Origin of the sequence: Pseudomonas sp. GZD-209 (assembly GCF_049310485.1) — a bacterium.
Taxonomy (GTDB): Bacteria; Pseudomonadota; Gammaproteobacteria; order Pseudomonadales; family Pseudomonadaceae; genus Aquipseudomonas; species Aquipseudomonas sichuanensis.
Genome location: NZ_JBMOWQ010000254.1, coordinates 1 through 24,373 on the forward strand (window position 1 = coordinate 1; position 24,373 = coordinate 24,373).

The 24,373-nt window shown below is 63.8% G+C and carries 21 protein-coding genes; 12 read left to right on the plus strand and 9 right to left on the minus strand.

Annotated elements, in window-relative coordinates; all coding sequences use genetic code 11:
* Both ACO6VM_RS25105 and ACO6VM_RS25110 read right to left on the minus strand, forming a co-directional pair.
* On the minus strand, positions 1 to 401 hold a 401-nt coding region (locus ACO6VM_RS25105), incomplete at its 3' end, for a hypothetical protein (protein WP_422403963.1).
* Between the two features lie 636 nt (positions 402 to 1,037).
* A complete protein-coding gene (locus ACO6VM_RS25110; RefSeq protein WP_422403964.1) occupies positions 1,038 to 1,430 on the minus strand; it encodes a hypothetical protein in 393 nt (130 codons plus the stop codon).
* Between ACO6VM_RS25110 and nirK the strand changes: the two genes are divergently transcribed.
* On the plus strand, positions 1,429 to 2,571 hold the full coding sequence (gene nirK / locus ACO6VM_RS25115; protein WP_422403965.1) for a copper-containing nitrite reductase: 1,143 nt from the start codon (positions 1,429 to 1,431) through the stop codon (positions 2,569 to 2,571). The genes ACO6VM_RS25110 and nirK overlap by 2 nt on opposite strands.
* A gap of 152 nt (positions 2,572 to 2,723) precedes the next feature.
* Positions 2,724 to 3,443, plus strand: coding sequence for a response regulator (locus ACO6VM_RS25120; protein ID WP_422403966.1), 720 nt, complete (start codon positions 2,724 to 2,726; stop codon positions 3,441 to 3,443).
* Between the two features lie 27 nt (positions 3,444 to 3,470).
* Here ACO6VM_RS25120 and ACO6VM_RS25125 read toward each other — a convergent pair whose 3' ends face one another.
* The gene (locus tag ACO6VM_RS25125; protein WP_125462239.1) at positions 3,471 to 3,884 is read right to left on the minus strand and encodes a type II toxin-antitoxin system HicB family antitoxin; all 414 of its coding nucleotides are present in this window, start codon (positions 3,882 to 3,884) and stop codon (positions 3,471 to 3,473) included.
* A gap of 295 nt (positions 3,885 to 4,179) precedes the next feature.
* Here ACO6VM_RS25125 and ACO6VM_RS25130 point away from each other — a divergent pair, with 295 nt between their 5' ends.
* Positions 4,180 to 5,850: an FMN-binding glutamate synthase family protein gene (locus tag ACO6VM_RS25130; protein WP_422403967.1), complete on the plus strand. Its 1,671-nt coding sequence runs from the start codon at positions 4,180 to 4,182 to the stop codon at positions 5,848 to 5,850.
* 30 nt (positions 5,851 to 5,880) lie between these two features.
* On the opposite strand, the gene ACO6VM_RS25135 is transcribed toward ACO6VM_RS25130, so the two are convergent.
* Positions 5,881 to 7,200: an OprD family porin gene (locus ACO6VM_RS25135; RefSeq protein ID WP_401057540.1), complete on the minus strand. Its 1,320-nt coding sequence runs from the start codon at positions 7,198 to 7,200 to the stop codon at positions 5,881 to 5,883.
* A 503-nt stretch (positions 7,201 to 7,703) separates the two neighbouring features.
* On the opposite strand from ACO6VM_RS25135, the gene ACO6VM_RS25140 reads away from it, so the two are divergent.
* Positions 7,704 to 9,812 carry a TonB-dependent receptor gene (locus ACO6VM_RS25140; protein ID WP_422403968.1) on the plus strand — a complete coding sequence of 703 codons (2,109 nt, stop codon included), beginning with the start codon at positions 7,704 to 7,706 and terminating at the stop codon, positions 9,810 to 9,812.
* 269 nt (positions 9,813 to 10,081) lie between these two features.
* On the opposite strand, the gene ACO6VM_RS25145 is transcribed toward ACO6VM_RS25140, so the two are convergent.
* The 3 genes from ACO6VM_RS25145 to ACO6VM_RS25155 all read right to left on the minus strand — a co-directional run bounded on the left by ACO6VM_RS25145 (position 10,082) and on the right by ACO6VM_RS25155 (position 14,677).
* The gene (locus ACO6VM_RS25145) at positions 10,082 to 10,279 is read right to left on the minus strand and encodes a hypothetical protein (RefSeq protein ID WP_110992219.1); all 198 of its coding nucleotides are present in this window, start codon (positions 10,277 to 10,279) and stop codon (positions 10,082 to 10,084) included.
* Positions 10,280 to 10,465: 186 nt separating this feature from the next.
* Positions 10,466 to 11,572, minus strand: coding sequence for an agmatine deiminase (gene aguA / locus ACO6VM_RS25150; protein WP_390966310.1), 1,107 nt, complete (start codon positions 11,570 to 11,572; stop codon positions 10,466 to 10,468).
* Positions 11,573 to 11,776: 204 nt separating this feature from the next.
* Positions 11,777 to 14,677, minus strand: a complete 2,901-nt coding sequence (locus ACO6VM_RS25155) for an aminotransferase (RefSeq protein WP_422403969.1) — start codon at positions 14,675 to 14,677, stop codon at positions 11,777 to 11,779.
* 168 nt (positions 14,678 to 14,845) lie between these two features.
* Between ACO6VM_RS25155 and rfbB the strand changes: the two genes are divergently transcribed.
* From rfbB to ACO6VM_RS25190, 7 genes are read left to right on the plus strand one after another with little or no spacing between them, the layout of a single operon-like run.
* Positions 14,846 to 15,931 (plus strand): dTDP-glucose 4,6-dehydratase, encoded by a 1,086-nt coding sequence (gene rfbB, locus ACO6VM_RS25160; RefSeq protein WP_422403970.1) that lies wholly within the window; start codon positions 14,846 to 14,848, stop codon positions 15,929 to 15,931.
* Positions 15,928 to 16,803 carry a glucose-1-phosphate thymidylyltransferase RfbA gene (rfbA, locus tag ACO6VM_RS25165; protein ID WP_422403971.1) on the plus strand — a complete coding sequence of 292 codons (876 nt, stop codon included), beginning with the start codon at positions 15,928 to 15,930 and terminating at the stop codon, positions 16,801 to 16,803. The genes rfbB and rfbA overlap by 4 nt, the downstream gene beginning before the upstream one ends.
* Positions 16,800 to 17,360: a dTDP-4-dehydrorhamnose 3,5-epimerase gene (rfbC, locus tag ACO6VM_RS25170; RefSeq protein ID WP_401057534.1), complete on the plus strand. Its 561-nt coding sequence runs from the start codon at positions 16,800 to 16,802 to the stop codon at positions 17,358 to 17,360. The genes rfbA and rfbC overlap by 4 nt, the downstream gene beginning before the upstream one ends.
* Positions 17,357 to 18,217, plus strand: coding sequence for a dTDP-4-dehydrorhamnose reductase (rfbD, locus tag ACO6VM_RS25175; RefSeq protein WP_401057533.1), 861 nt, complete (start codon positions 17,357 to 17,359; stop codon positions 18,215 to 18,217). Before rfbC ends, rfbD begins: the two co-directional genes overlap by 4 nt.
* Positions 18,218 to 18,255: 38 nt before the next feature.
* Complete coding sequence (locus ACO6VM_RS25180) at positions 18,256 to 20,070, plus strand: sensor histidine kinase (protein ID WP_110992212.1); 1,815 nt, start codon at positions 18,256 to 18,258, stop codon at positions 20,068 to 20,070.
* Positions 20,067 to 21,479 carry a sigma-54-dependent transcriptional regulator gene (locus ACO6VM_RS25185; RefSeq protein WP_401057532.1) on the plus strand — a complete coding sequence of 471 codons (1,413 nt, stop codon included), beginning with the start codon at positions 20,067 to 20,069 and terminating at the stop codon, positions 21,477 to 21,479. The genes ACO6VM_RS25180 and ACO6VM_RS25185 overlap by 4 nt, the downstream gene beginning before the upstream one ends.
* Positions 21,476 to 21,931 (plus strand): YiiD C-terminal domain-containing protein, encoded by a 456-nt coding sequence (locus ACO6VM_RS25190; RefSeq protein ID WP_422403972.1) that lies wholly within the window; start codon positions 21,476 to 21,478, stop codon positions 21,929 to 21,931. Before ACO6VM_RS25185 ends, ACO6VM_RS25190 begins: the two co-directional genes overlap by 4 nt.
* Before the next feature lie 242 nt (positions 21,932 to 22,173).
* Here ACO6VM_RS25190 and cysQ read toward each other — a convergent pair whose 3' ends face one another.
* Together cysQ and nudE are read right to left on the minus strand one after the other, a co-directional pair.
* Positions 22,174 to 23,016 carry a 3'(2'),5'-bisphosphate nucleotidase CysQ gene (cysQ, locus tag ACO6VM_RS25195; protein ID WP_422403973.1) on the minus strand — a complete coding sequence of 281 codons (843 nt, stop codon included), beginning with the start codon at positions 23,014 to 23,016 and terminating at the stop codon, positions 22,174 to 22,176.
* Positions 23,013 to 23,579 carry an ADP compounds hydrolase NudE gene (nudE, locus tag ACO6VM_RS25200; RefSeq protein WP_110992208.1) on the minus strand — a complete coding sequence of 189 codons (567 nt, stop codon included), beginning with the start codon at positions 23,577 to 23,579 and terminating at the stop codon, positions 23,013 to 23,015. Before nudE ends, cysQ begins: the two co-directional genes overlap by 4 nt.
* 64 nt (positions 23,580 to 23,643) lie before the next feature.
* Between nudE and yrfG the strand changes: the two genes are divergently transcribed.
* Positions 23,644 to 24,306 (plus strand): GMP/IMP nucleotidase, encoded by a 663-nt coding sequence (yrfG, locus tag ACO6VM_RS25205; RefSeq protein ID WP_401057530.1) that lies wholly within the window; start codon positions 23,644 to 23,646, stop codon positions 24,304 to 24,306.
* Positions 24,307 to 24,373: the final 67 nt, after the last annotated feature.

The following is a 24,373-nucleotide window of genomic DNA, read 5'->3' on the forward strand; positions in this document are numbered from 1 at the left end:
TATAGGGTTTTGTGGGCTTCGAATTGGTAGTCGCACAAAATCTTATAGATTATGCTATAAAATACACCAAACAAATAATGAAAAGTGTCTTTTTCTGCTTGAGGGCATTTATAGTCTGCTGCCGCGGATTGAATGTTTGATAATAGTTCTTCGTAGTTTTTTCCAGCCTCAGCCTTATAGCTGAGCAACAGATCCATACCTCGCTTCAATGCAGGCCTACTTATTGGACGGTCATCTCCATAGGGTGAGTTTTGTGCGAGCACATCCACAAAATGCTCAGTTGATTTAGTAGTAAATAATCCTAAGAACACTTCGGTAAGCTCTATTGCTAGAGGCATTCCAAAGTCGTAAGAAAAACCGGCGCCTAGCAATAATCCTTTTTTTACTATGACATTATCCATGTGCATACCTTCAGTCATTTAAAATGACTATTTTAGCCATAGTGTATTGAAGCGATTATGGGAATGGAAGCCGAACGCGGAGTCGGCCACGATTGCCCATGCGTCCAAAATTTTGCTCCCACAGCGATGCTAGAATCATCACAAAAAAGCTTCAAATAGCTTGTCCTAGATCCTTCGGACATCTTAGCGTTAGATTCTGATTAGGAGCAAACCGGAGTGTAGTTTTCGCTATCGCAGTTTGTAGTTCTAGGCGAACGTCGGCTATTGGCCGTCTGCTCCCTGTCGCCACGGCAGCTTTTGGCGGATTTCTGCCTACTCTCTACGGAGGGGATGATCGACAACGTTCGAATTCAGGAGGTTTACCATTCGTATGCGGCTCTGAATTACCTACAGAGCGACAATGTCGCTGACATAAAAAAATCCCGAATTCGATTCCACTGAAAGCCATAACTAGCTGATTTTTTTATAGTTATTAGTTGGGGTACGCCGAATTTTCCAACGAACTCCAGAAGCCCGAAAAACCTGGTCTCGCCAAAACATACCGTTCGTCTGGTGCCCGCACCATACTCAAAAAGCCTCGACGTCAGTCGGGGCTTTTGCGTTTCTAGAAATCATCCAGTCGCACACCCCACCCCGTCACTCCAGCAACAACACCTTATGCAGCTTCCTAATCTCCGGCCCGCTAAGCTCCAGCGCCACATGCTTGCCCTCCTTCCCCAGCCCGTTGATCAGCACGATCCCTCCTTTGGCAAACGTCCTTTCCTGAGCAAGCGGGTAAAGCGCAATGATGTGATCGATGCTGATCACATACTGACGGTGATTGCTGACCTCGAAACTGACGAAACGGCTCACTCCCTGTGCTCCCTGAGTCGCTGCACGTGGCAGCCCGCGTAACTCCATAGTAGCTATCGGCCACAGTTGCGACAGATTGCCCTGCCGCTCGATTTCTTGTTTGGGCTCAATAAACCCTGCTTTAAAAATGGGTATTCCTGTGCCGACGGCTTTCGTCGACTTAAGGAGAAGTCCCATGAGTGAGCAACAAGGCGTAGCCCTGACGCGGCGCGGGGTGCTGGCGGGGGGTGTATTGCTGGGGGTTGGCGGCACGGTGCTGGCCAGCGGCCTGGCCCGGGCGGCGGCGCCGGCGACCAATAATCCGCCCACGGACCTGACCCAGCTGGAACGCACCCGGGTCGAGCTGGTTGCACCACCCCAGGTACATGCCCACAGCCAGCGCGCGCCTGGCAAACCGCGGATCGTCGAGTTCCGCATGGAGATCGAGGAGAAAGAACTGGCGGTCGACAGCGAGGGGGCCTACATCCATGCCATGACCTTCAACGGCTCGGTGCCCGGCCCGCTGATGGTGGTGCACGAGGGCGACTACGTGGAGCTCACCTTGGTCAACCCGGCCCGCAACAGCATGGTGCACAACATCGACTTTCATGCCGCCACCGGCGCGCTTGGCGGTGGTGAGCTGACCCATGTGAAGCCTGGCGAGCAGGTGAAGCTGCGCTTCAAGGCGGACCGCGCGGGGGTGTTCGTGTACCACTGCGCGCCGGGCGGGGTGATGATCCCCTGGCATGTGGTGTGCGGCATGAATGGCGCAATCATGGTGCTGCCGCGGGACGGCCTGAGGGACGGCGACGGGCGCCCGCTGCAGTACGACAAGGTCTGGTACATCGGCGAGCAGGACTACTACATTCCGCGCGACAAGGACGGCAAGTACAAGCGCTACGCCAGCCCATCGGCGAGCTTCGCCGACATGTACCAAGTGATGAAGGGGCTGATACCCACGCACGTGGTTTTCAATGGCAGCGTCGGCGCGCTGACCGGCCAGCACGCGCTCACCGCCACGCTCGGCGAAACGGTGCTGATCGTCCACTCGCAAGCCAACCGCGACACCCGCCCGCACCTGATCGGCGGCCATGGCGACTACGTGTGGGCCGCTGGCAAGTTCGCCAACCCGCCGCAGCGCAACCTGGAAACCTGGTTCATCCCCGGCGGTGCCGCAGGCGCGGCGCTGTACACCTTCCGCCAGCCCGGCCTGTACACCTACCTCAATCACAACCTGATCGAGGCCGTGATGCTGGGTGCCGCTGCGCACGTGCAGGTCGAAGGGCAATGGAACGACGACCTGATGAAACAGCTGGAAGCGCCTGGACCGATTCGCTAGCGGCGATCGACAGCATTTGCGAAGACTTCGCATTCGCAGATGATTTTTTGTTACGATTGCGTCGCTTCACGCACTGCCGGCATGCCGGTCTGCGCGGGGATGACGTTGATCGTAACGAGCGCTGCCGCTCGCATTTTTACAGGTACCCTTCCATGAGCACCACCCTGCTGGTTGTCGACGATGACGACGAGATTCGCGAACTTCTCTGCGATTATCTGAGTGATGCCGGCTACCAGGTATTGCCGGCCGCAGATGGCGAGCAGATGCGCGCGCAACTGGCCCTGCACAAGGTCGACCTGGTGGTGCTGGACCTGATGCTGCCCGGTGAGGATGGCCTGAGCCTGTGCCGGCAGTTGCAGGGGCTGCCGGGGCCGGCGGTGATCCTGTTGTCGGCCAAGGGCAGCACCCTGGACCGCATCACAGGCCTGGAAGCAGGCGCCGACGATTACCTGGCCAAGCCCTTCGACCCCCTCGAACTGGTTGCCCGGATCAAGGCTGTGCTGCGCCGGCCCCTGCAGCTGGAAGCCAACGGCGACGAAAGCGCTGCCCAGCCGCAGCGATTCGCAGGCTTTGAACTGGACCCCATCAGACGGCTGCTCACCCACCCCGACGGCAAGGCCCTGACCCTGCCACGCTCGGACTACCGAGTACTGCACGAACTGTTGCAGGCCAATAGCCGCGTGGTATCCCGCGATCATCTGACACGTAGCGCGTTCGGCCGCGACCACTTGCCCGACGACCGTTCGGTGGACATGTGCATCAGCCGCCTGCGCCAACAGTTGCGCCGGGCGCCAGGCCAAGCCGCGCAGATCCTCACCATCCGCAACCAAGGCTACTTGCTGAACCTGCGCCGCGATGCCTCGGGCACCTGACGGCTGCCCACAGCGGGCCCAGCGTAACTATTTGCAGTCGCCCTGCAGAATTCTCAGCGCCGCTTCAGCCAGAAAGCCCGAGCGGCTTTTCTGTTCCGGATGGTTCTTCACGTAGGCATCGATACGGGTGAGCAGGTAGGCCGGTAGGGTGATGTTGAGCTTCTCGGCCTTGCCCAGGTAGCGGGTGATATCGATGTCGATGAGTGCCCAGGTGCATCCGGCGTAGTCAGGGTTGGCCGCATGGACACTCACCTTGCTGGCCTTGGGGATTTCCTGGCCGTCCTGGGCGAGCAGTTCGAGGTGGCCCTCGATGGCCTCGCGGGCCATGGCGATGGCGTCATCGAGGTCTTCACCGGCCGAAAAGCAGCCCGGGATGTCCGGGACTTCCACACCCCAGGCGTGCTGGTCGTCGCCGGGCAGGATGGCGATGGGGAATAACATGGCAGTGGCTCTCCTGGTCTGTTGATGAACCCCTTCCTTGGGCAATTCGCAGCGGTGGTTAGTATAACCACCGATTAATATCTATCAACACCATACCCACCAACCCGACCAGCGGGCCTCCTGGAGGGGAAGTAGGGTCAGGGAACAGAGCAAGCCAGGCACGCAAGTGATGCCGGATCTTGCAGCGCAAACGCCACACCCTACGCCCGTGCAAGAGTCTTTTACCGAAACCCCTGGTTTTCCGCGCACAGGCTTTGCCTATCCTAGGCCGCGTCATCCCGCCTGCGATGGACCCATGAACGATTCGCTCCCCAGCCGTTATGCCTGCCTGGCCCTGTGCCTTGTCTTCACCCTTGCCAGCATCCCCTTCCTGATCCAGCACAGCTGGCTGTGGCCATTCACCCTGGTGACCGCGCTGCTCAGCCTGGTCGGCCTCAATGATTTGCGCCAAAGCCACCACGCGGTGCGGCGCAACTACCCGATCCTGGGCAACATCCGCTACCTGATCGAAACCATCCGGCCCGAGATTCGCCAGTACCTGATCGAGGGCGACGACGACAAGCTGCCGTTCTCCCGCGCGCAACGTTCGCTGGTCTATGCCCGGGCCAAGAACGAGAGCGCCGAGAAGGCCTTCGGCACCCTGAATGATGTGTACAAGCCGGGCTTCGAGTTCATCAGCCATTCGATGCTGCCCGTGCCACAGGCCGATCCTGCGTCATTTCGCATTCGCATCGGCGGGCCGCAGTGCACCCAGCCGTATTCGGCGTCGATCTTCAATATTTCGGCCATGAGCTTCGGCGCACTCAGTGCCAATGCCATCGCCGCACTGAACAAAGGGGCGCGGCTGGGGCGCTTTGCCCATGACACCGGCGAGGGCAGCATCAGCCCTTATCACCGCGAACACGGCGGCGACCTGATCTGGGAAATCGGCAGCGGCTATTTCGGCTGCCGCACCGAGGACGGCCGCTTCGACCCCGAACGCTTCGCCGAACAGGCTCGCGATGGCCAGGTGAAGATGATCGAGATCAAGCTCAGCCAGGGCGCCAAGCCTGGCCATGGCGGCATCCTGCCGGGGCACAAGGTCAGCGCCGAGATCGCCGCCACCCGGGGGGTGCGCGAGGGCCAGGACTGCATCTCGCCGGCCGCTCACAGCGCCTTCCGCACCCCGCTGGAACTGCTGCAGTTCGTCGCCAGGCTGCGCGAGCTGTCAGGCGGCAAACCGGTAGGCTTCAAGTTCTGCCTGGGCCACCCGTGGGAATTCATGGGCATTGCCAAGGCCATGCTCGCCACCGGCATCACCCCGGACTTCATCGTCGTCGATGGCAAGGAAGGCGGCACCGGCGCGGCGCCCCGGGAGTTCTCCGACAACATGGGCATGCCGCTGCGTGACGGCCTGATGTTCGTGCACAACACCCTGGTGGGCCTGAACCTGCGCGAAGGCGTGCGCATCGGCGCGGCGGGCAAGATCGTCAGCGCGTTCGACATTGCCAGCGTGCTGGCCATCGGCGCCGACTGGGTCAACTCGGCACGCGGCTTCATGTTCGCCATCGGCTGTATCCAGTCGCAAAGCTGCCACACCAACAAGTGCCCCACTGGCGTGGCCACCCAGGACCCGCTGCGCCAGCGTGCGCTGGTGGTACCGGAGAAAGCCGAGCGGGTTGCGAGTTTTCACCGCAACACCCTGCATGCCCTGGCCGAAATGCTCGCCGCTGCTGGGCTGGATCACCCGTCCGAGCTCAAGCCCAAGCACCTGGCACGGCGTATCAGCCCCAGTGAGATCAGCCTGTTTTCGCAGCTGCACGCGTTCCTCAAACCGGGTGAATTGCTCAGCGGCTCGATCGAAAATGCGTTCTATGCACGGATGTGGCGGATGGCGCGCAGTGACAGCTTTGCGCCGCAGATTGGGGAAGTCGAGGGGGTGCCTGCGGCGAACGTGGCACGCCACAAAGAAACAGCCCCGGCATAGGCCGGGGCTGCGAGTGACGCCAGATCAGGATCAGAAGATGCTGATCGGGTACTCGACGAATACGCGAACTTCGTTGCCGTCGTCGTTGTAGCCGTTCTGCTGGACCGCGTTGTTGGTGCGCAGGAACGAGCTACGCAGCTTGATCGACAGGTCCTTGGCCGGGCCTTCCTGAACGACGTAGCGCAGCTGGTTGAAGATCTCGCGCTCCTTGCCTTCGCCGAAGCCTTCCGGGTTCTTCAGGTTGCGGGTGTTGATGTTGTCACCCACCACGTAGGCGACCTTGTAGGTCAGGCCTGGAACGCCAAAGGCGCCGAAGTCCAGGCCGTAGCCCAGCTGCCAGGAACGCTCGTCTTCGGCGTTGAAGTCGGACCAGTAGGAGTTGGCCAGGTAGATGGTCGAACCACCGTCGCTGGTACCACCCGCGCTCTGGTAGCCGCCGTAGTTGTAGCCGGTGCTGCCGGTGCTGCGCTGGTGCGCCAGGGTGATCGAGTGCGGGCCGAAGGCGTAGGTGGCTGCCAGGCTCCAGATGGTGTTGGAGTCACCATTGAGCTCGGCCGAGCGCACGAACTGCTTGTCGATGCTGGTCTTGTAGCCGTTGAAGTCCAGGGTCACGGACTGGTCATTGGCGATCGGGAAGACGTAGTTCAAGCCCAGGTAGTGCTTCTTCATCACATCTTCGTTGTCTGCGGTGTACAGCGAAGCGGTGAAGTTGTCGGTGAACTTGTAGCTACCACCCAATACGTCGATCGACTTCAGGCCGCCGCTGTCACGCCCTTCGGCGCTCTTGCGGGCTTCCTGGGTGAAGCGGCCGGCGTTCAGTTCCAGGCCCTTGATCTCCTTGGAGGTGATCAGGGTGCCAGTGAAGCTTTCTGGCAGCAGGCGGCCATCGTCGTAGTTCAGCACCGGCAGGGCCGGCATCTGGTCACCGTACTTGAGCACGGTGTTGGAGATGCGGAACTTCACCGCAGCGCCGCCGCGGGCCAGGTCGTGCGGGCTGCTGGCGTTGCCGTCGGCGTTCTTGGTGTTGTGCGGCTTGAAGAAGTCGACGCCACCACCACCGTTGTGGCCTTTGCCGCCGTCCAGACGCACGGCGTACAGACCGAAGGCATCAACGCCGACACCGACGGTGCCCTGGGTGAAGCCGGAGGAGAAGTTGGCGATGACGCCCTGGCCCCATTCGATCTGGTCGTCGGTGCCGTGCTTCTTGTCACGATTGATGTAAGCGTTGCGCAGAAGGACGTTGGCGTGGCTGTCCTCGATGAAACCTTTGCTGTCGGCCTGCTCGTTGGCCTGGGCCTGGGTCGCGGCGATCATCGCCAGGGCGACCAGGCTGATCCTGGTTTTCAACATTTTATTTTCCTTATTGCTTAATCAAAAACGCTCTGCATGAGAACGCCAGGAACCAACGCCCCTTCGTAGGTTCGACGCTATGCGGATCCAGGCCGGAAGGCCCCGCTGATGGTCTGCAACGGGCCTTACAGCCGCATGGCCAAGTCATGGCCAGCAGGCGTAGAGGCCGAATCCTAGCCGTGCCTGCTTATACATGTCAAAAAATCGTGAAATGCAGGTTGATATAACCAAAAAAAAGGTCTTGAACAGTGCATTTCCACGCACTAATGCCCAGCTTCTGCGCAAATTTATCTCTTTCAGGTTTTTCCGAAAAATCTCGCACAACGGTCATCTAAATGGGCAGCGCGCACACGCGAGTTCGGTAGCGGTCGAATCGACCAGAAAGGACTAGTTACAAAGTGATACAAACGTAAAGACAAGTCTTTACGAATAGGCAAGCAACAGCAAATAGCAAGCATTACCATTCGCGCCCTTTTTCTCAATTGCGTAGACGGATGCCTGTAATGCTTGTCCCTTGCCGCCTTTCACCCCTGACCCTGGGCTTGTCGCTGTTGTTCAGCGCCGGCCTGGCCAGCGCCGCCACCACCACCCTGCCGGAAACCGCGGTTACCGCCGACAGCGAGCGCGAGGAGGACAACCCACGGGTACGCGAAGTGAGCACGGCGACCCGTACCTCGACCCCGGTGCGCTATGTGCCCCAGGCCATCGACACGGTGAAGACCAGCAATGTGCTGGACTATGGCAGCAGCACCCTGGGCGAAGCGCTGGAAGGTATCCCCAACGTCAGCGCCGGCGGCGACACTCGCTTCGATAGCCTGCGCATCCGCGGTTTCGATGCCAGCAACGACTTCTACCTGGACGGCATCCGCGACGACAGCCAATACACCCGCGACCTGCACAACATCGAGCGGGTCGAAGTGCTCAAGGGCCCGGCCGCGGTGCTGTACGGTCGAGGCAGCCAGGGCGGCATCGTCAACCGGGTGAGCAAGGCGCCGGAACATGGCCGCCGCTCGACCATCGAAGCCCAGGGCGGCAGCCAGGACCTGCGCAGCCTGTACGCCGACCTCAGCGCCGACCCCAGCGACACCGTCAGCCTGCGCCTGAACATGGGCAATGAAGACAGCAACAGCTTCCGCCACGGCGTCGATGGCAACCGCCAACTGTTCGCCCCTTCCATGAGCTGGCAGCTGAACCCCGACCTGAACTGGCTGGTGCAGTACGAGTACAGCCGCTACAACCGCACGCCGGACCGCGGCATCCCCGGCAACCCGTTGACCGGGCGCCCGGCGGACGTCAGCCGCAGCGCCACCTATGGCGATACCCAGCGCGACTACATCGACGACCGCGCCCAGTCGCTGCGCTCGCGCCTGAACTACCAGCTCAGCGACAACTGGCAACTGCGCCATACCCTGGGCCTGTTCAAGCTCGACAGTGAGTTCGACAACACCTACCAGACCGCCTACACCCCGCGCACCAACCTGGTCACCCGCCAGCGCTGGCAGCAGGACCTGAACACCCGCAACCTGTTCAACAACCTCGAAGCCGAAGGTGATGTCAGCACCTGGGGCCTGGAGCACAAGCTGCTGCTGGGCCTGGAGTTCGGCAGCCAGCGCCGCGACCCGCTGCTCTACACTACCAAGACGGTCAAGGCCGGCGGCACGGCGGTGCCGTCCCTGGACCTGAACAACCCCAACCGCGCGCTGCAGCACAACGGCCCGATGGCGGTGTCGAGCAACAACCACACGGTGGTCGAGAGCCGGGGCATCTACCTGCAGGACCAGATCCGCCTGAACGACCAGTGGCAGATTCTCGCCGGCGTGCGCTTCGACCAGTTCGAGGTGGAGACCACCAACAAACTGCGCAACCTCTCCGAGAAGCAGAACGACAACAGCTTCAGCCCACGCCTGGGCGTGGTCTACACGCCGTGGCGCGACCACTCCTTCTATGCCTCCTGGAGCAAGACCTACTCACCGGTCGGCGGTGGCCTGATCGGCATCACCCCTGGCGCGGCCGGCAACACCAACGAGACCGACCCGGAGCTCACCCGGCAGAAGGAAATCGGGGTCAAAAGCGACTGGTTCGACGAGCGCCTGACCACCACCCTGGCGCTCTACGAGCTGGAGCTTTACAACCGCCGCACCCGCGACCCGATCGACCCGAACATCACCCTGATGTCTGGCCTGCAGCGCTCGCGCGGCGTCGAGCTGACCGCCACCGGCAATGTGGTCGGCAACTGGTATGTACGCGGCGGCATCGGCCTGCAGGACGCGAAGATCGTCGAGGACAACAATGGCCAGGAAGGCAACCGCATCAACGATGTCGCCCGGCGCAACGCCAGCCTGTTCGTGACCTGGAAGCCGGAGCTGGGCTGGTATGCCGAAACCGGCATGACGCTGGTGGGTGACCGCTACGCCGACAACCAGAACACCGTGATCCTGCCGGGTTATGGCCGTTGGGATGCCCTGGCCGGCTATCGCACCCACGACTGGGACGTGCGCGCGGCACTGAAGAACATCACCGACAAGACCTACTACGATTCGGCCACCAGCGCGGCGCAGATCCAGTATGGCGATCCACGTAGCCTGGTGGTGACCGGCAGCTACAGCTTCTGACGCCATCGCTGGCAAGCCAGCTCCCACCTGACAGAGCCGAACTCAAGACCTGCACCCTGCCTGTGGGAGCGGGTTTACCCGCGAAGATGACACCTCGGTGCCTGGCACGGGCTATGCCCGTGTTCGCGGGTGAACCCGCTCCCACAGGGATCTGTAGGAGCCACCGTCCACACAAGGCCATTGCATCCAAACCGGCCAGGCCTGTGCCACAAACGAAAACGCCACCGCATGTGCGGTGGCGTTTTTCGTTGCGACGGATTGATACCCGGTCAGTGCCACACAGCCAGCAGCGCTTCGAGCTCTGCATCACTGATCAAGCCCTGCGGGTAACGCCCGTTCAGCAGACGTCGTGGGTCGGTCTTCCTGACCCGGATGCATCCATGGTCTCGCAACCACTGCGCCAGTATTTCAAGCGTTTGGTGATTCACTGCCGATGGGGGCATAGCCGACTCACTTGCTGCATTCATTTCAACACGCACTCCCTGGGCCCGTGAGCGGCTAACTTACGTAAGGTTTGTTACAGAACGGCGTAGGCCTATCTCTCTGAAACACAATGAAAAACTAATACAAGAGCTGTGCCATTCGCCGCCACCGAACGTCGCCACCAACAAAAAAGCCCGTCATCGGACGGGCTTTTTTGTTGGTGGCGTGAATCAGCGCTTGAACGGCGCCGGCTGCTGCTGGGTCAGGCAGTGGATGTTGCCGCCGCCGAGCAGAAGCTCGCGGCCGGGGATCATCACCACTTCGTGATCCGGGAAGACCTTGGCGAGGATCGCTCTGGCCTGCGCATCGGCGGGGTCGTCGAAGCTCGGCGCGATGATGCCGCCGTTGACGATCAGGAAGTTCACGTAGGAACCGGCCAGGCGCACCGACGGGTCACGCTCCTGGCTGCCGACCACCTGGTCGACACCGGCGCATTCGGCTTCGGTGGCGAACAGCGGGCCAGGGATCGGCATCTTGTGCACTACAAACTCGCGGCCCTTGGCGTCGCGGCTGTTTTTCAGCACATCGTAGGCCGCATGGCAGCGTGCGTAGTTGGGGTCGTTGGAATCATCGGTCCAGGCCAGTAACACTTCGCCCGGGCTGACGTAACAGCAGAAATTGTCGACGTGACCGTCGGTTTCGTCGTTGTACAGGCCGTCCGGCAGCCAGACGATGGTTTCCACCGCCAGGTGCTCGCGCAGGATGTCTTCGATCTGCTCGCGGTTCAGGTGAGGGTTGCGGTTACGGTTGAGCAGGCACTCTTCGGTGGTGATCAGGGTGCCTTCGCCATCGACATGGATCGAGCCGCCTTCAAGCACGAAGCCTTCGGTGTGGTAACGCTGCACGCGCTCCATTTCCATCACCTTGGCCGCCAGTTCCTCGTCGCGGTTCCACGGTGCGTACAAGCCGCCATCGAAGCCACCCCAGGCGTTGAAGCCCCAGTCCACGCCACGCACTTCACCCTGGTCGTTGATCACGAAGGTCGGGCCGGTGTCACGCACCCAGGCGTCGTCGTTGCTGATCTCGACCACACGGACGTTGGGCACGTCGAGCTGGCGCCGGGCGTTCTCGTACTGGCCGGCGGAAACCGCCACGGTAACCGGTTCGAAACGGGCGATGGCCTTGGCCAGGGTCACGTGCGCGGCCTGCGCCGGCTTGCCGCCCAGGCGCCAGTTGTCCGGGCGCTCCGGCCAGACCATCCACACCTGGGTTTGCGGGGCCCATTCGGCGGGCATGTGGAAGCCGTCGGCGCGGGGGGTCGAGTTGAGGGTCTTCATGGGTAACCTCTGCGAAGGCCCGGTGCCAGGGGCGCCAGGTCGGTGATCAAAAAAGGTGCGGGCCCGCCAGTATAGGCAGCGTGGCAATGCGTCGATATTACAACCGATAAATATCGACTTTAAATAGATAAAGACAAAATATTTAGGCATAAAAAAGCCTGGCAAACCGATAAGAATCGATTTGCCAGGCTCACAAGCAGTGCCTCAGAGCCCTTCGTTGAGGATCCGCTCCACGCTGTCGACAAAGTAGTCCACGCTCGCCCGCGTGGTGCACATCGGCGGCTTGATCTTGAGGATGTTCAGGTAGTCACCGGTCGGCTGCATGAAGATCCCCAGCTCGCGCAGGCGGTTGCACAGGTGCATGGTCTCCTGGGTGGCCGGCTCCAGCGTCTGCCGGTCGCGCACCAGCTCCAGCCCCAGGTAGAAGCCCGAACCATGGGCGGCACCCGCCAGCGGATACTTATCGACAAGCGCCTGCAACCGCGCCTTGAAATGCCGCCCCACGTCACGGGCGTTGTCCCATAGCCCTTCGTCGCGCATCACGTCCAGCACCGCCATGCCGATACGGCAGCTGACCGGGCTGCCGCCTGCGGACGAGAAGAAGTAACCCTCGGCCTCCAGCGCCTCGGCGATCTCACGGCGGGTGATCACTGCCCCCAGCGGCTGGCCGTTGCCCATGCCCTTGGCCATGGTGATGATGTCCGGCACCACGCCTTGCTCTTCGAAGCCCCAGAAGTACTCGCCCAGGCGCCCGTAGCCCACCTGCACCTCATCGGCGATGCACACCCCGCCCCGCTGGCGCACCTTGGCGTAGGCCTCGCGCAGGTAGCCAGCCGGTAGCGAGATGCCGCCGGCGTTGCCGTACACCGGCTCGCAGATCATGCCCGCCAGCTGGCGGCCACGGGCATCGAGGTCGGAGAGCTTGGCGTCGACATCGCGCAAGTAGTCAGCGGCACTGTCGGCGCCCCGAAAGCGACCACGGAAGGTGTTCGGTGCCTCAACCGGGTGCACCCAGTCCGGGCGGGTTTCCAGGGCCTGGGGGTTGTCGGCGATGGAGGTGGAGATCGCATCCGTTGCCACCGACCAGCCGTGGTAGGCCTCCAACACGCTGAGCAGGTCGCGCCCGCCGCTGTAGGCCCAGGCCAGGCGGATCGCCAGGTCGTTGGCCTCGGTCCCGCTGTTGACCAGGAACACTCGGTCGAAGCCTTCCGGCGCCACTTCCAGCAAGCGCTCGGAGAATTCGGCAATGGCCGCGTAGTGGAAGCGCGAGTTGGTATTGAGCAACGACCATTGGCGCGCTGACTCGGCGACCATGCGCGGGTGGCCATGGCCGAGCACCGCGACGTTGTTGAGCATGTCCAGGTACGAGCGGCCCTGCATGTCGATCAGGTAGTTGCGCCAGCCGCGTTCGATATGCGGCGGCTGCTCGTAATAGTGCTTCTGCGAGCGGGCGAAGCTGGCATCGCGGCGGGCCAGCAGCGCCTGCGCATCGGCCAGGGGCTCGGCAGCGCAATCAAAGCCCAGCAGCGCCGAAGGCGAAGGGCACAGGGCCAGCCAGGCAGCGGCAGCGCTGGGCGTGGCGGAGAACGGCGGCACGGCCTGGCCATCGAGACACAGCTGCACGCTGAGGAAACCACAGGTGGCGCCCAGCGCCTGGCCCCTGGCAAGCAGCTGGCCGTCGGCCGGGGCCTCTTCCAGGCCGTTGAGCCAAAGGTTCCAGTGCGCGGTGCGCAGGCAGCCCCGGTTGTCGCCGGCACGCTGCCATACGCCCTCGGCAGGTGCCTGCAGCAGGCTACCGGGCATCAGCTTGAGCTCTACACCCAGGGCACAGGTGGCGGGTTCCTCGGCGCGGTCGATGTGGGTTTGCGACAGTCGGTATTGGCCGTGCAGGCTGCAGGCCGGCGCAGGCTGGCTGGCCAGCAGGCGCTGGTCGAAGCCCGGCTGCTCCCAGTTGCCGGCCTCGCAGTGCGGGCTGAGCACACCGAGGTCGACCCGGCTGACCGCCTGCCCTGCAAGCGCTGGCAGCAACGGCAGGCAACCGCTGAAGTCGGCGCTAGCGGGCCGCTGGCCGGCAGCCTGCAGGATTGCCACTTCCATCAGCGCGGCGGGCACCGCGCAGGCGGTATCGAAGATTTCCCACTCGTGGGCGATGTTGTCGCGGGTGTACTGATTGAGCGGATCGATCGCCAACTGCTGCTCACTGCTGAGCACCAGTACGGCGGCACGCAGCTGCACCAGCGGCCAGAGCGCCTGCAATTCGGCCGTTTCAAGCGGGTTGGCGGCCTGGTAGGCGGCCACCGCCGGCAAGATGCGCAGCGGGTCGCCTTCGGCGTGATGCAGCAGCGCCGAACAGGTCACCGACAGGTCGGCGATGCGCCAGCTGCGCAGCAGGTCACCGAAATCGATCACCCCCTGCACTTGCCACTCCCGCTGCCCATCACGCGCCCAGACCACGTTGTCGTCGGTGATGTCCAGGTGCACGGCCTGGGTCGGCAGTTGCCCGACCAGCGGCGCCAGCTTGTCTGCGGCCTGGCGGGCCAGTTGGGCAACCTGCTCGCGGCGTGCCGGATCAGTGACTACCGGCAGCAGGTGCTCGACCAGTGCCTGGGCATGCCGCGGGTCCCACTGCAAGGTGCGGTCCAGGCCCGGGTGCTCGAAGCCAGCCAGCGCCTGGTCGACCTGCGCGCACAGCCTGCCCAGCTCAGCCACCACCGACACCGGCAGGTGCTTGAGGCGGGTCAGCGGCTGGCCTTCGATATAACTGAGCAGCCGCACCCGCAGGGGTTGGCCATCGACCTCAAGCGCCAGCAGCGCCTCACCGGCAAGCGACGGCTGCACCTGCGGCACCGGCACGCCGCGCTCGCGCAAGTACGCCAGGGCGGCGTGCTGGGCCTGCAATTCGACTTCGGCATAGCTGCCGTGGCAGGCCTTGAGCACATAGCGCCCCTGGGCGCTGTCGACGCAAAAATTCACATCCTGCTGGCTACCCAGTGCCTGCAACTCGCCCCGCAGGTCATAATGCGAACGCAGCAGGGCATGGGCCTGGGCTTCACCGAGTGAAGGGCTGGGCTGGCTCGAACGCTGGATCAGGGTGCTCAGGGGCATGCGGGGGACCTCGTTTTTTTGCCGCTTATATCGCCACTACTGTTGCCGATATTCAAGAGGCAGCTCGCACCAGGCGACGGACACCGTGCGCCAGCACGATTTACGACGAGCGGCCACAAACAAACCAGCTAGGCTTTTCGCCAAAGCCCTCAGCAAAGGCATTTGCACATGCGCATTCTCGTCACCGGCGGTGCCGGCTTCATCGGCTCGGCCCTGATCCGCCACCTGATCGGCAACACCGAGCATGAGGTGCTCAACCTCGACAAGCTGACCTACGCGGGCAATCTGGAATCGCTGCAGCCCATCGCCAGCAACAGCCGCTACGAGTTCGTCCAGGCCGACATCGCCGACCAGGCAACGGTCGCCGAGGTGCTGGAACGCTTCGAGCCCCAGGCGATCATGCACCTGGCGGCCGAGTCGCACGTGGACCGTTCCATCGATGGCCCGGCGGCCTTCATCCAGACCAATATCGTCGGCACCTACGCCCTGCTCGAAGCCACCCGCGCCTGGTGGTCCCGTCTGCCGGCGGCGCAGCGCCAAGCCTTCCGCTTCCACCATATCTCCACCGATGAGGTGTATGGCGACCTGCATGGCGTCGACGACCTGTTCACCGAAAACACGCCCTATGCGCCCAGCTCGCCCTATTCGGCCAGCAAGGCGGCGTCCGACCACCTGGTCCGCGCCTGGCAGCGCACCTATGGGCTGCCGGTACTGCTGACCAATTGCTCGAACAACTACGGGCCCTACCACTTCCCGGAAAAACTGATCCCGCTGATGATCCTCAACGCCCTGGCCGGCAAACCGCTGCCGGTGTATGGCAACGGCCAGCAGGTGCGCGACTGGCTGTACGTCGAGGACCACGCCCGGGCGCTGCTCAAGGTGGTGACCGAGGGCCAGGTCGGCGAGACCTACAACATCGGCGGGCATAACGAGCAGAAGAACATCGATGTGGTGCACGAGCTGTGCAAGCTGCTTGAAGAGCTGGCCCCCGAACAGCGCCCGGTCGGCATAGCGCATTACCAGGACCTGATCACCTACGTGCAGGACCGCCCCGGCCACGACCTGCGCTATGCCATCGACGCCAGCAAGATCGAACGCGAGCTGGGCTGGGTCCCCGAAGAAACCTTCGCAAGCGGTCTGCGCAAGACCGTGCAGTGGTACCTGAACAACCTTGAATGGTGCCGCCGCGTGCAGGACGGCAGCTATCAGGGTGAACGCCTGGGCAACTCCAACATCAAGGACTTGATCGCATGACCAAAGGTATCGTTCTGGCCGGTGGCTCCGGCACCCGTCTGCACCCCATCACCCTCGGGGTCTCCAAGCAGCTGCTGCCGATCTACGACAAACCGATGATCTACTACCCGGTCTCGGTGCTGATGCTTGCCGGGATCCGCGACATCCTGCTGATTTCCACCCCCCAGGACCTGCCGCAGTACAAGAACCTGTTCGGCGACGGCCACCAGTTCGGCCTCAACATCAGCTACGCCGAACAGCCCTCGCCGGACGGGCTGGCCCAGGCCTTCCTGATCGGTGAAGAGTTCATTGGCGACGACTCGGTGTGCCTGATCCTGGGCGACAACATCTTCCACGGGCAGAGTTTCACCGAACAGCTGCAACGCGCCGTGAAACATGAGTCGGGGGCCACCGTGTTCGGCTACTGGGTCAAGGACCCCGAGCGCTTCGGTGTGGTCGAGTTCGATGAGCAGGGCAATGCCCTGTCGATCGAGGAAAAGCCACTGCAGCCCAAGTCCAGCTATGCCGTGACCGGCCTGTATTTCTACGACAACGATGTGGTGGGCATCGCCAAGGATGTACGCCCTTCGGCACGCGGTGAGCTGGAAATCACCGACATCACCAACGCCTACCTCAAACGCGGCGACCTGCGCGTGGAGCGCTTCGGCCGCGGCTTTGCCTGGCTCGATACCGGCACCCACGAGAGCCTGCTGGACGCCTCGCAGTACGTGCAGACCATCGAGAACCGCCAAGGGCTGAAAGTGGCCTGCCTGGAAGAGATCGCCTTCAACCAAGGCTGGATCAGCCGTGAAGAGTTGTTGGCCAAGGCCGAAAAACTGAAAAAGACCGGATACGGTCAATACCTGGGCAAACTGGCCAAAGAATCTGCATGAACATCATTGCTACCGACATACCCGACGTACTTATCATCGAACCCAAGGTGTTCGGTGACGATCGGGGGTTTTTCTTCGAAAGCTTCAACGCCCGGGTGTTCGCCGAACTGACCGGGTTCAAGGGCGGCTTCGTCCAGGACAACCACTCGCGCTCAGCGCACAACGTGCTGCGCGGCCTGCACTACCAGGTGCAGAACACCCAGGGCAAGCTGGTGCGGGTGGCCCACGGCGAAGTGCTGGACGTGGCGGTGGACGTGCGCCGCAGCTCCAAAACCTGTGGCCAGTGGGTGGCGGTGCGCCTGTCCGCCGAAAACCGTCGCCAGTTGTGGATCCCGCCCGGGTTTGCCCATGGCTTCGTGGTGCTGAGCGAGTCGGCCGAGTTCCTGTACAAGACCACCGATTACTACAACCCCGGTGCCGAGCACTGCATCCGCTGGGATGACCCCGACCTGAACATCGACTGGCAGTTGCAGGGGGTAGAGCCAAAGCTTTCCGACAAGGACAAGCTGGGCAAAGGCTTCAGCGAACTGAGCAAGGCAGGGAGCCTGCTGCCATGAAAGTGCTCGTCTGCGGCCGCAATGGCCAGGTGGCTCAGGCACTGCAAGGCGCGCTGGCCGGCCTGGGCGAGGTGCACCTGCTGGGCCGCGAGCAGCTCGACCTTGCCCACCCGCAGCAGTTGCGCGCGCCGCTGCGCGAGCTGAGGCCCGACCTGGTCATCAACGCCGCGGCCTACACCGCAGTGGACCAGGCCGAAAGCGAGCCGCAACTGGCCTTCGCCATCAACGCCGAGGCTCCCCGTGTGCTTGCCGAAGAGGCCGCGCGCCTGGGCGTGCCGCTGATCCACTACTCCACCGACTATGTCTTCGATGGCAGCAAGACGACGCCCTATGCCGAGGACGATGCACCGAACCCGCTGGGCGTCTATGGCCGCAGCAAGCTGGCCGGCGAACAGGCCATCACGGCAGTCGGTGGCGAGCACCTGATCCTTCGCACCAGCTGGGTCTACTCGCGGCACGGGCGCAACTTCCTGCTGACCATGCAGCGCCTGCTGCAGGAACGCCCGCAATTGAAGGTGGTGAGCGACCAGATCGGCGCCCCCACCTGGGCCGGCACCCTTGCCGCCAGCACCCGCGCCCTGATCGAGCGCTGGCAACAGGGCCAGGCCGGCGCCTGGGGCACCTACCACCTGACCGCGCAGGGCGAAACATCGTGGTTCGGCTTTGCCCAGGCCATCGCGCAGCAGCTCAAGGCACAAGGCCTGCCTTGCGCCGAGCTGCTGCCGATCACGTCGAGCGAATACCCCACACCCGCGCAAAGGCCGCTCAACTCGCGCCTGGACTGTTCGCGCCTGGCGCGCGAATGGCAGGTTACGCAGCCGCACTGGCATCAAGCACTGATCGACTGCCTCAACTAGCGCATAATTGCGCCAGACTCTTCTGGCGCCCTTTACCGATGATTCCCAAACCCACGCCACCTCGCCGCCCCCGCTGGCGCAGCCTTGCCCTATTGGCGCTGTGCCTGACCCCACTGCTGTGGCCCCTGCATCACCTGGCCGAGCGCTACTACCAGGAAGAACTGGCCTCGCAGAACCGCCAGACCCTCGACCTCTACGTCGCCAACCTGCTCGGCACCCTGCACCGCTACGAGACCCTGCCGCAGATCCTCGGCGAACTGCCTGCCCTGCGCGGCGTGCTGGCCGACCCGTTCAAGCTCGAAGCGGTGACCAACGCCAACCGCCTGCTCAAGCACATCACCCAGCAGACCGGCGCCGAAGTGATGTACCTGATGGATGTCAGCGGCAACACCCTGGCTGCCTCCAACTGGGACAAGCAGGACAGCTTCGTCGGCCGCAACTTCTCGTTCCGGCCGTACTTCATCGAAGCCATGGACGGCCACCTGGGGCGCTTCTTCGGCCAGGGCACGACATCGGCCAAGCGCGGCTACTTCTTCGCCGCCGCCGTGCACGACCGTGAGCGGGTGATCGGCGTGCTGGTGGTCAAGGTCGACCTCGACCACACCGAAACCCTCTGGGGCCGTACCCCCGAGCAGTTGCTGCTGACCGACCAGAACGGCGTGGTGGTGCTCACCTCGCGCCCGGACTGGCGCTTTCGCGCCACCCGTGAACTGACCGAGGCCGAGCGCCAGGCGATCATCGCCATCCAGCCGTACCCGACCCAGGCGCCGCAGCCGTTGAGCCTGAACCACGACGCCTGGCTCACGCAGACCCGCGACATCAAGGAAACCGGCTGGCAGGTCAGCATCCTCGCGCCACGCACCCTGGTCGACCGCTCGGTGCAGACGGTCATGGCCATCGGCGCCGGTGCGCTGCTGGTGACCATGCTGCTGGCTGGCCTGGTGATGCAGCGCCGCCGCCATTACATCGACCGCATCGACTTCGAAGCCCGCGCCCGCCATGAGCTGGAAAACCGCGTGGTGGAGCGCACCGCCGACCTCGAAGGCCTCAACACCCGGCTCAAAAGCGCCGTGCTGGAGCGCGAGAACGCCCAGCAGGAGCTGGTGCGCGCCCAGGACGAGCTGGTCCAGGCCGGCAAGCTGTCGGTGCTCGGCACCATGTCGGCGAGCATCAGCCACGAACTCAACCAGCCGCTGGCGGCGATCCGTAGCTACGCCGAAAACGCCGAGATCCTGCTCGACCACCAGCGCTCCGAAGACGTGCGCGGCAACCTCAAGCTGATCGGCGAACTGACCGGGCGCATGGCCTCGATCATCGCCCACTTGCGCGCCTTTGCCCGCCGCGACCGTCACGCCCCGGAAAGCGTGGCCCTGCAGCCGGCGCTGGACGACGCCCTGGCGCTGCTGGCCAAGCGCCGCCGGGCCATGGCCGTGGAGCTGGTGCGTGACCTGCCGGAAGCCACCCTGTGGGTGCAGGCCGGCGAAACCCGCCTGCGCCAGGTGCTGGGCAACCTGCTGGCCAATGCCCTGGACGCGCTCACCGAAAAGGCCAACCCCCGCAAGCTGTGGCTAAGTGCCGAGCGCCAGGACGATTGCGTCTACCTGTACATTCGCGACAACGGCCCAGGCTTCAGCCGCCAGGCCCTGGAGCACGCCAAAGAGCCGTTCTTCACCACCAAGACCCGCACCCAGGGCCTGGGCCTGGGGCTGGCCATCTGCGAAAGCCTGATGCGCGCCCTGGGCGGTGAGCTGCTGCTGGCCAACCACCCGGAAGGCGGCGCCCTGCTGACCCTGCAACTGCGCGTGGCCACGCCCGGCGCCAACCTGCAATCTTCGGAGGACACCTCGGCATGACCACCGAGACACTGATCGACAGCAACGCCCAGGTGATCCTGGTCGATGACGACCCGCACCTGCGCCAGGCGCTGAGCCAGACCCTCGACCTTGCCGGGCTCAAGGTGGTGGCGCTGGCCGATGCCCAGGGCCTGGCCGCGCGCATCGAGGCCGACTGGCCGGGTGTGGTGGTCAGCGACATCCGCATGCCCGGCATCGATGGCCTGCAACTGCTGGAGCAACTGCACGCCCGTGACAGCGAGCTGCCGGTGCTGCTGATCACCGGCCACGGCGATGTGCCGCTGGCGGTGCAGGCGATGCGTGCCGGGGCCTATGACTTCCTTGAAAAGCCCTTTGCCACTGACGCCCTGCTCGACAGCGTGCGCCGTGCCCTGGCCCTGCGCCGGCTGGTGCTGGACAACCGTAGCCTGCGCCTGGCACTGAGCGACCGCCAGCAACTGGCCACGCGCCTGGTCGGCCTGTCGCCGGCCATGCTGCGCCTGCGCGAGCAGATCGGCGCCCTCGCCGGCACCCGCGCCGACGTGCTCATCCTCGGTGAGACCGGCGCCGGCAAGGAGGTGGTGGCGCGTGCCCTGCACGACCTGTCGAGCCGCCGCGACGGCCCGTTCGTGGCGATCAACGCCGGCGCCCTGGCCGAATCGGTGGTCGAGAGCGAACTCTTCGGCCACGAGCCAGGGGCGTTCACCGGCGCGCAGAAGCGCCGCATCGGCAAGTTCGAATTCGCCAACGGCGGCACGCTGTTCCTCGACGAGATCGAGAGCATGAGCCTGGATGTGCAGGTCAAGCTGCTGCGCCTTTTGCAGGAGCGGGTGGTCGAGCGCCTGGGCGGCAACCAGCTGATCCCGCTGGACATCCGCATCATCGCCGCGACCAAGGAAGACCTGCGCCAAGCCGCCGACCAGGGCCGCTTCCGTGCCGACCTGTATTACCGCCTGAACGTCGCGCCGCTGCGCATCCCGGCACTGCGCGAGCGTGGCGACGACATCCTGGTGCTGTTCCAGCATTTCGCCGATGCCGCCAGCGAGCGCCACGGCCTGGCGCCCCACAGCCTGCAACCCGCCCAGCGCGCCATGCTGCTGCGCCACGAATGGCCGGGTAACGTGCGCGAACTGCAGAACGCCGCCGAACGCTTCGCCCTGGGCCTTGAACTGGCCCTCGACGGGCAGCCGCCAGCCACCCCCAACGACGTTCACCTGCCCGTGCCGAGCGGCAACCTGAGCGAGCAGGTCGAGCAGTTCGAACGCTCGCTGATCGCCGCCGAACTGGCCCAGCCACACAACTCCATGCGCAGCCTTGCCGAAGCCCTCGGCATCCCGCGCAAGACCCTGCACGACAAGCTGCGCAAGCATGGCATGAGCTTCGACGGCGCCAGCGGCGGGCACGACGACCATGAGGACAACCGTCAATGAGCACCGACAGCCAGTACCTGCAAGCCGTACTGCACAGCGACATTCCCCTGACCCGCGAAATGGGCATGGCCGTCATCGACTGGCAAGGCCACTGCCTGCGCCTGCAGCTGCCGCTGGCCCCCAACGTCAACCACAAGAGCACCATGTTCGGCGGCAGCCTGTATTGCGGCGCGGTGTTGGTGGGTTGGGGCTGGCTGCACCTGCGCTTGCGCGAGCTGGGCATCGATGACGGGCACATCGTCATCCAGGAGGGGCAGATCAGTTATCCACTGCCGGTGACCGGTACCGCCGTGGCGCGTTGCCCGGCGCCGGACGAGAAAGCCTGGGAGCGGTTCCTGACGATGTACCAGCGCCGCGGGCGGGCGCGGTTGACGTTGGAGACGATGGTGAGCAATGAGGGCAGTGACGAGCCTGCGGTGAGGTTCAGCGGCCAGTACGTGCTGCACCGTTGAAATGTTGCTCGTGGGAGCGGGCTTGGGGGGGGGGGGGGGGGGGGGGGGGGGGGGGGGGGAGGGAGGGGGGGGGGGGGGGGGGGGGAGGGGGGGGGGAGGGGGAAGAGTACTTGCTCCACTGTTAAAATTTTGCTCGTGGGAGCGGGCTTGCCCCGCGATGAGGCCAGTCAGGACAACTGAGTAACCTGCTATGGCCTCATCGCGGGGCAAGTCGCATCGGCGCACCGCCGCTCCCACGAGCCCTACACTGCATTGTTGATTGTGGTTGCGCTGAGTTTGACCAACGCCTGCCGCCAATCGGCAGCCTTGGGCAACGCCAGGAAAAACGGGTTGAGCAACGATTCCCGTGGCGGGTATTGAAACGCCTGACCATCCAGCCCGATCACCTCGCCACCGGCCCCTTCCAGCACGCCCTGCGCGGCAGCAGTGTCCCACTGCGAGGTCGGCGCCAGCCGCGGATAGCAGTCGGCAGCGCCTTCGGCGAGCAGGCAGAACTTCAACGAGCTGCCGATATTGGCCAGCTCCAGCTCACCCACGGCGCTTGTCAGGCCAGCCAGCAGCGCTTCCTGCTCCGGGCTGGAATGCCGGCGGCTGGCGACCACGGTGAAGCGGCCATCCGGTGGCGGCGCGTTGCGCACCTGGATCGCTTGCGCCTCGGCATCGCGCTCGGCACGCCAGGCCCCCAGCTCGCGACCGCCGAAGTAACAACGGCCATTGGTCGGCATCGCCACCACACCAAACACCACCTCGCCCTGCTCGATCAGCGCAATGTTGACGGTGAACTCTTCACTGCCAGCGATGAATTCCTTGGTACCGTCCAGCGGGTCGACCAACCACCAGCGCTGCCAGGCAGCACGGGTTTGCAGCGGGATATCACAGTCTTCCTCGGACAGCACCGGGATCTGTGGCGCCAGCGCTTGCAGGCCATCGGCAATGATCCGGTGCGCCGCCAGGTCGGCAGCGGTCACCGGCGAGTCGTCGGCCTTGGTGGTGACTGCCACGCCTGCGCGCCAGAACGGCAGGATGGCCTCGCCGGCCAACTGGACGAGCTTCACCACCTGCTGCATCAGTTGAAGATCGTTCATGCGCTCAGCACCCCACGCTGGATCAGCAGGTCACGCGCCAGGTACAACGCCGCCAGGGCCCGGCCTTCGCTGAACTGCGGGTGCATGGCCAGCGCCGACAGCTCGCGCAGGTTGACCTTGTCGACCCGCATCGGCTCCGGCTCATCACCTTCCAGCCGCTCTTCGTACAGGTCGGTGGCCAGCACTACCTGGATCTTCTGGCTCATGTAACCGGGCGACAACGACAGCTCGGTCAGGTGCTCCAGCTGGCGTGCGCCGAAACCGGCCTCTTCCTTGAGCTCGCGGTCAGCGGCGGCCAGCACGTCCTCACCCGGCTCGATCAGGCCTTTGGGCAGGGACAGTTCGTATTCATCGGTGCCGCCGCAATATTCCTCGACCAGCACTGCGTGCTCGGCATCGAGCATGGCCACGATCATCACCGCGCCATAACCATTGCCCCGGCCGACCAGTCGCTCATAGGTGCGTTCGGTGCCGTTGGAAAAGCGCAACTGCACGGCTTCGACGCGGAACAGGCGGCTGCTGGCGACGATCTCGCGGCTGAGGACGGTGGGTTTCTGGCGCATGGGGCGGCTCCTTGGCGTGAACGGGTTACTATACCGTGGCTTGCCACCTGATCGAGAGTTTCCCATGCCCGTTCTTCCCTGGTCCGCCATCGATACTGTCCTGCTGGACATGGACGGCACCCTGCTCGACCTGCACTACGACAACCGCTTCTGGCTGCAGCACCTGCCCCAGCGCTACGCCGAGCTGCACGGGGTGAGCCGGGCGATGGCCGAAATGGAGCTGCAGCCGCTGTTCGAGCAGCATGCCGGGACGCTGAACTGGTACTGCCTGGACTTCTGGAGCCGCGAGCTGCGCCTGCCGATCCGCGAGCTGAAGCAGGAGATCGCCGACCTGATCGCCTTGAAGCCGGATGCCGACACCTTCCTCGCCGCCATCCGCAAGGCCGGCAAGCGGGTGGTGATGATCACCAATGCGCATCGCGACTCACTGTCGCTGAAACTGGAGCGGGTGGAGCTGGCGCCGTATTTCGAGCGGTTGATCAGCTCGCATGACTACGGATATCCGAAAGAAAGCCCGCAGTTCTGGGACGCATTGCAGGCGGACATCGGTTTTGAACCGGCGCGCAGCCTGTTCATCGATGACACCCTGGCGATTCTGCGCAGCGCGCAGCGGTTTGGGGTGGGGCACCTGCTGGCGGTGCGCCAGCCGGATAGTCGGGCCGAGCCGCGAGATACCCAGGAGTTCGCGGCGGTCGAGGATTACCGGGCGTTGTTGACAGGACTCTAGGCCCAATCGCGGGGGGGGGGAGGGGCGACGGACCCCGTGACACGAGAGGGTGACGACCGCGAAGGAA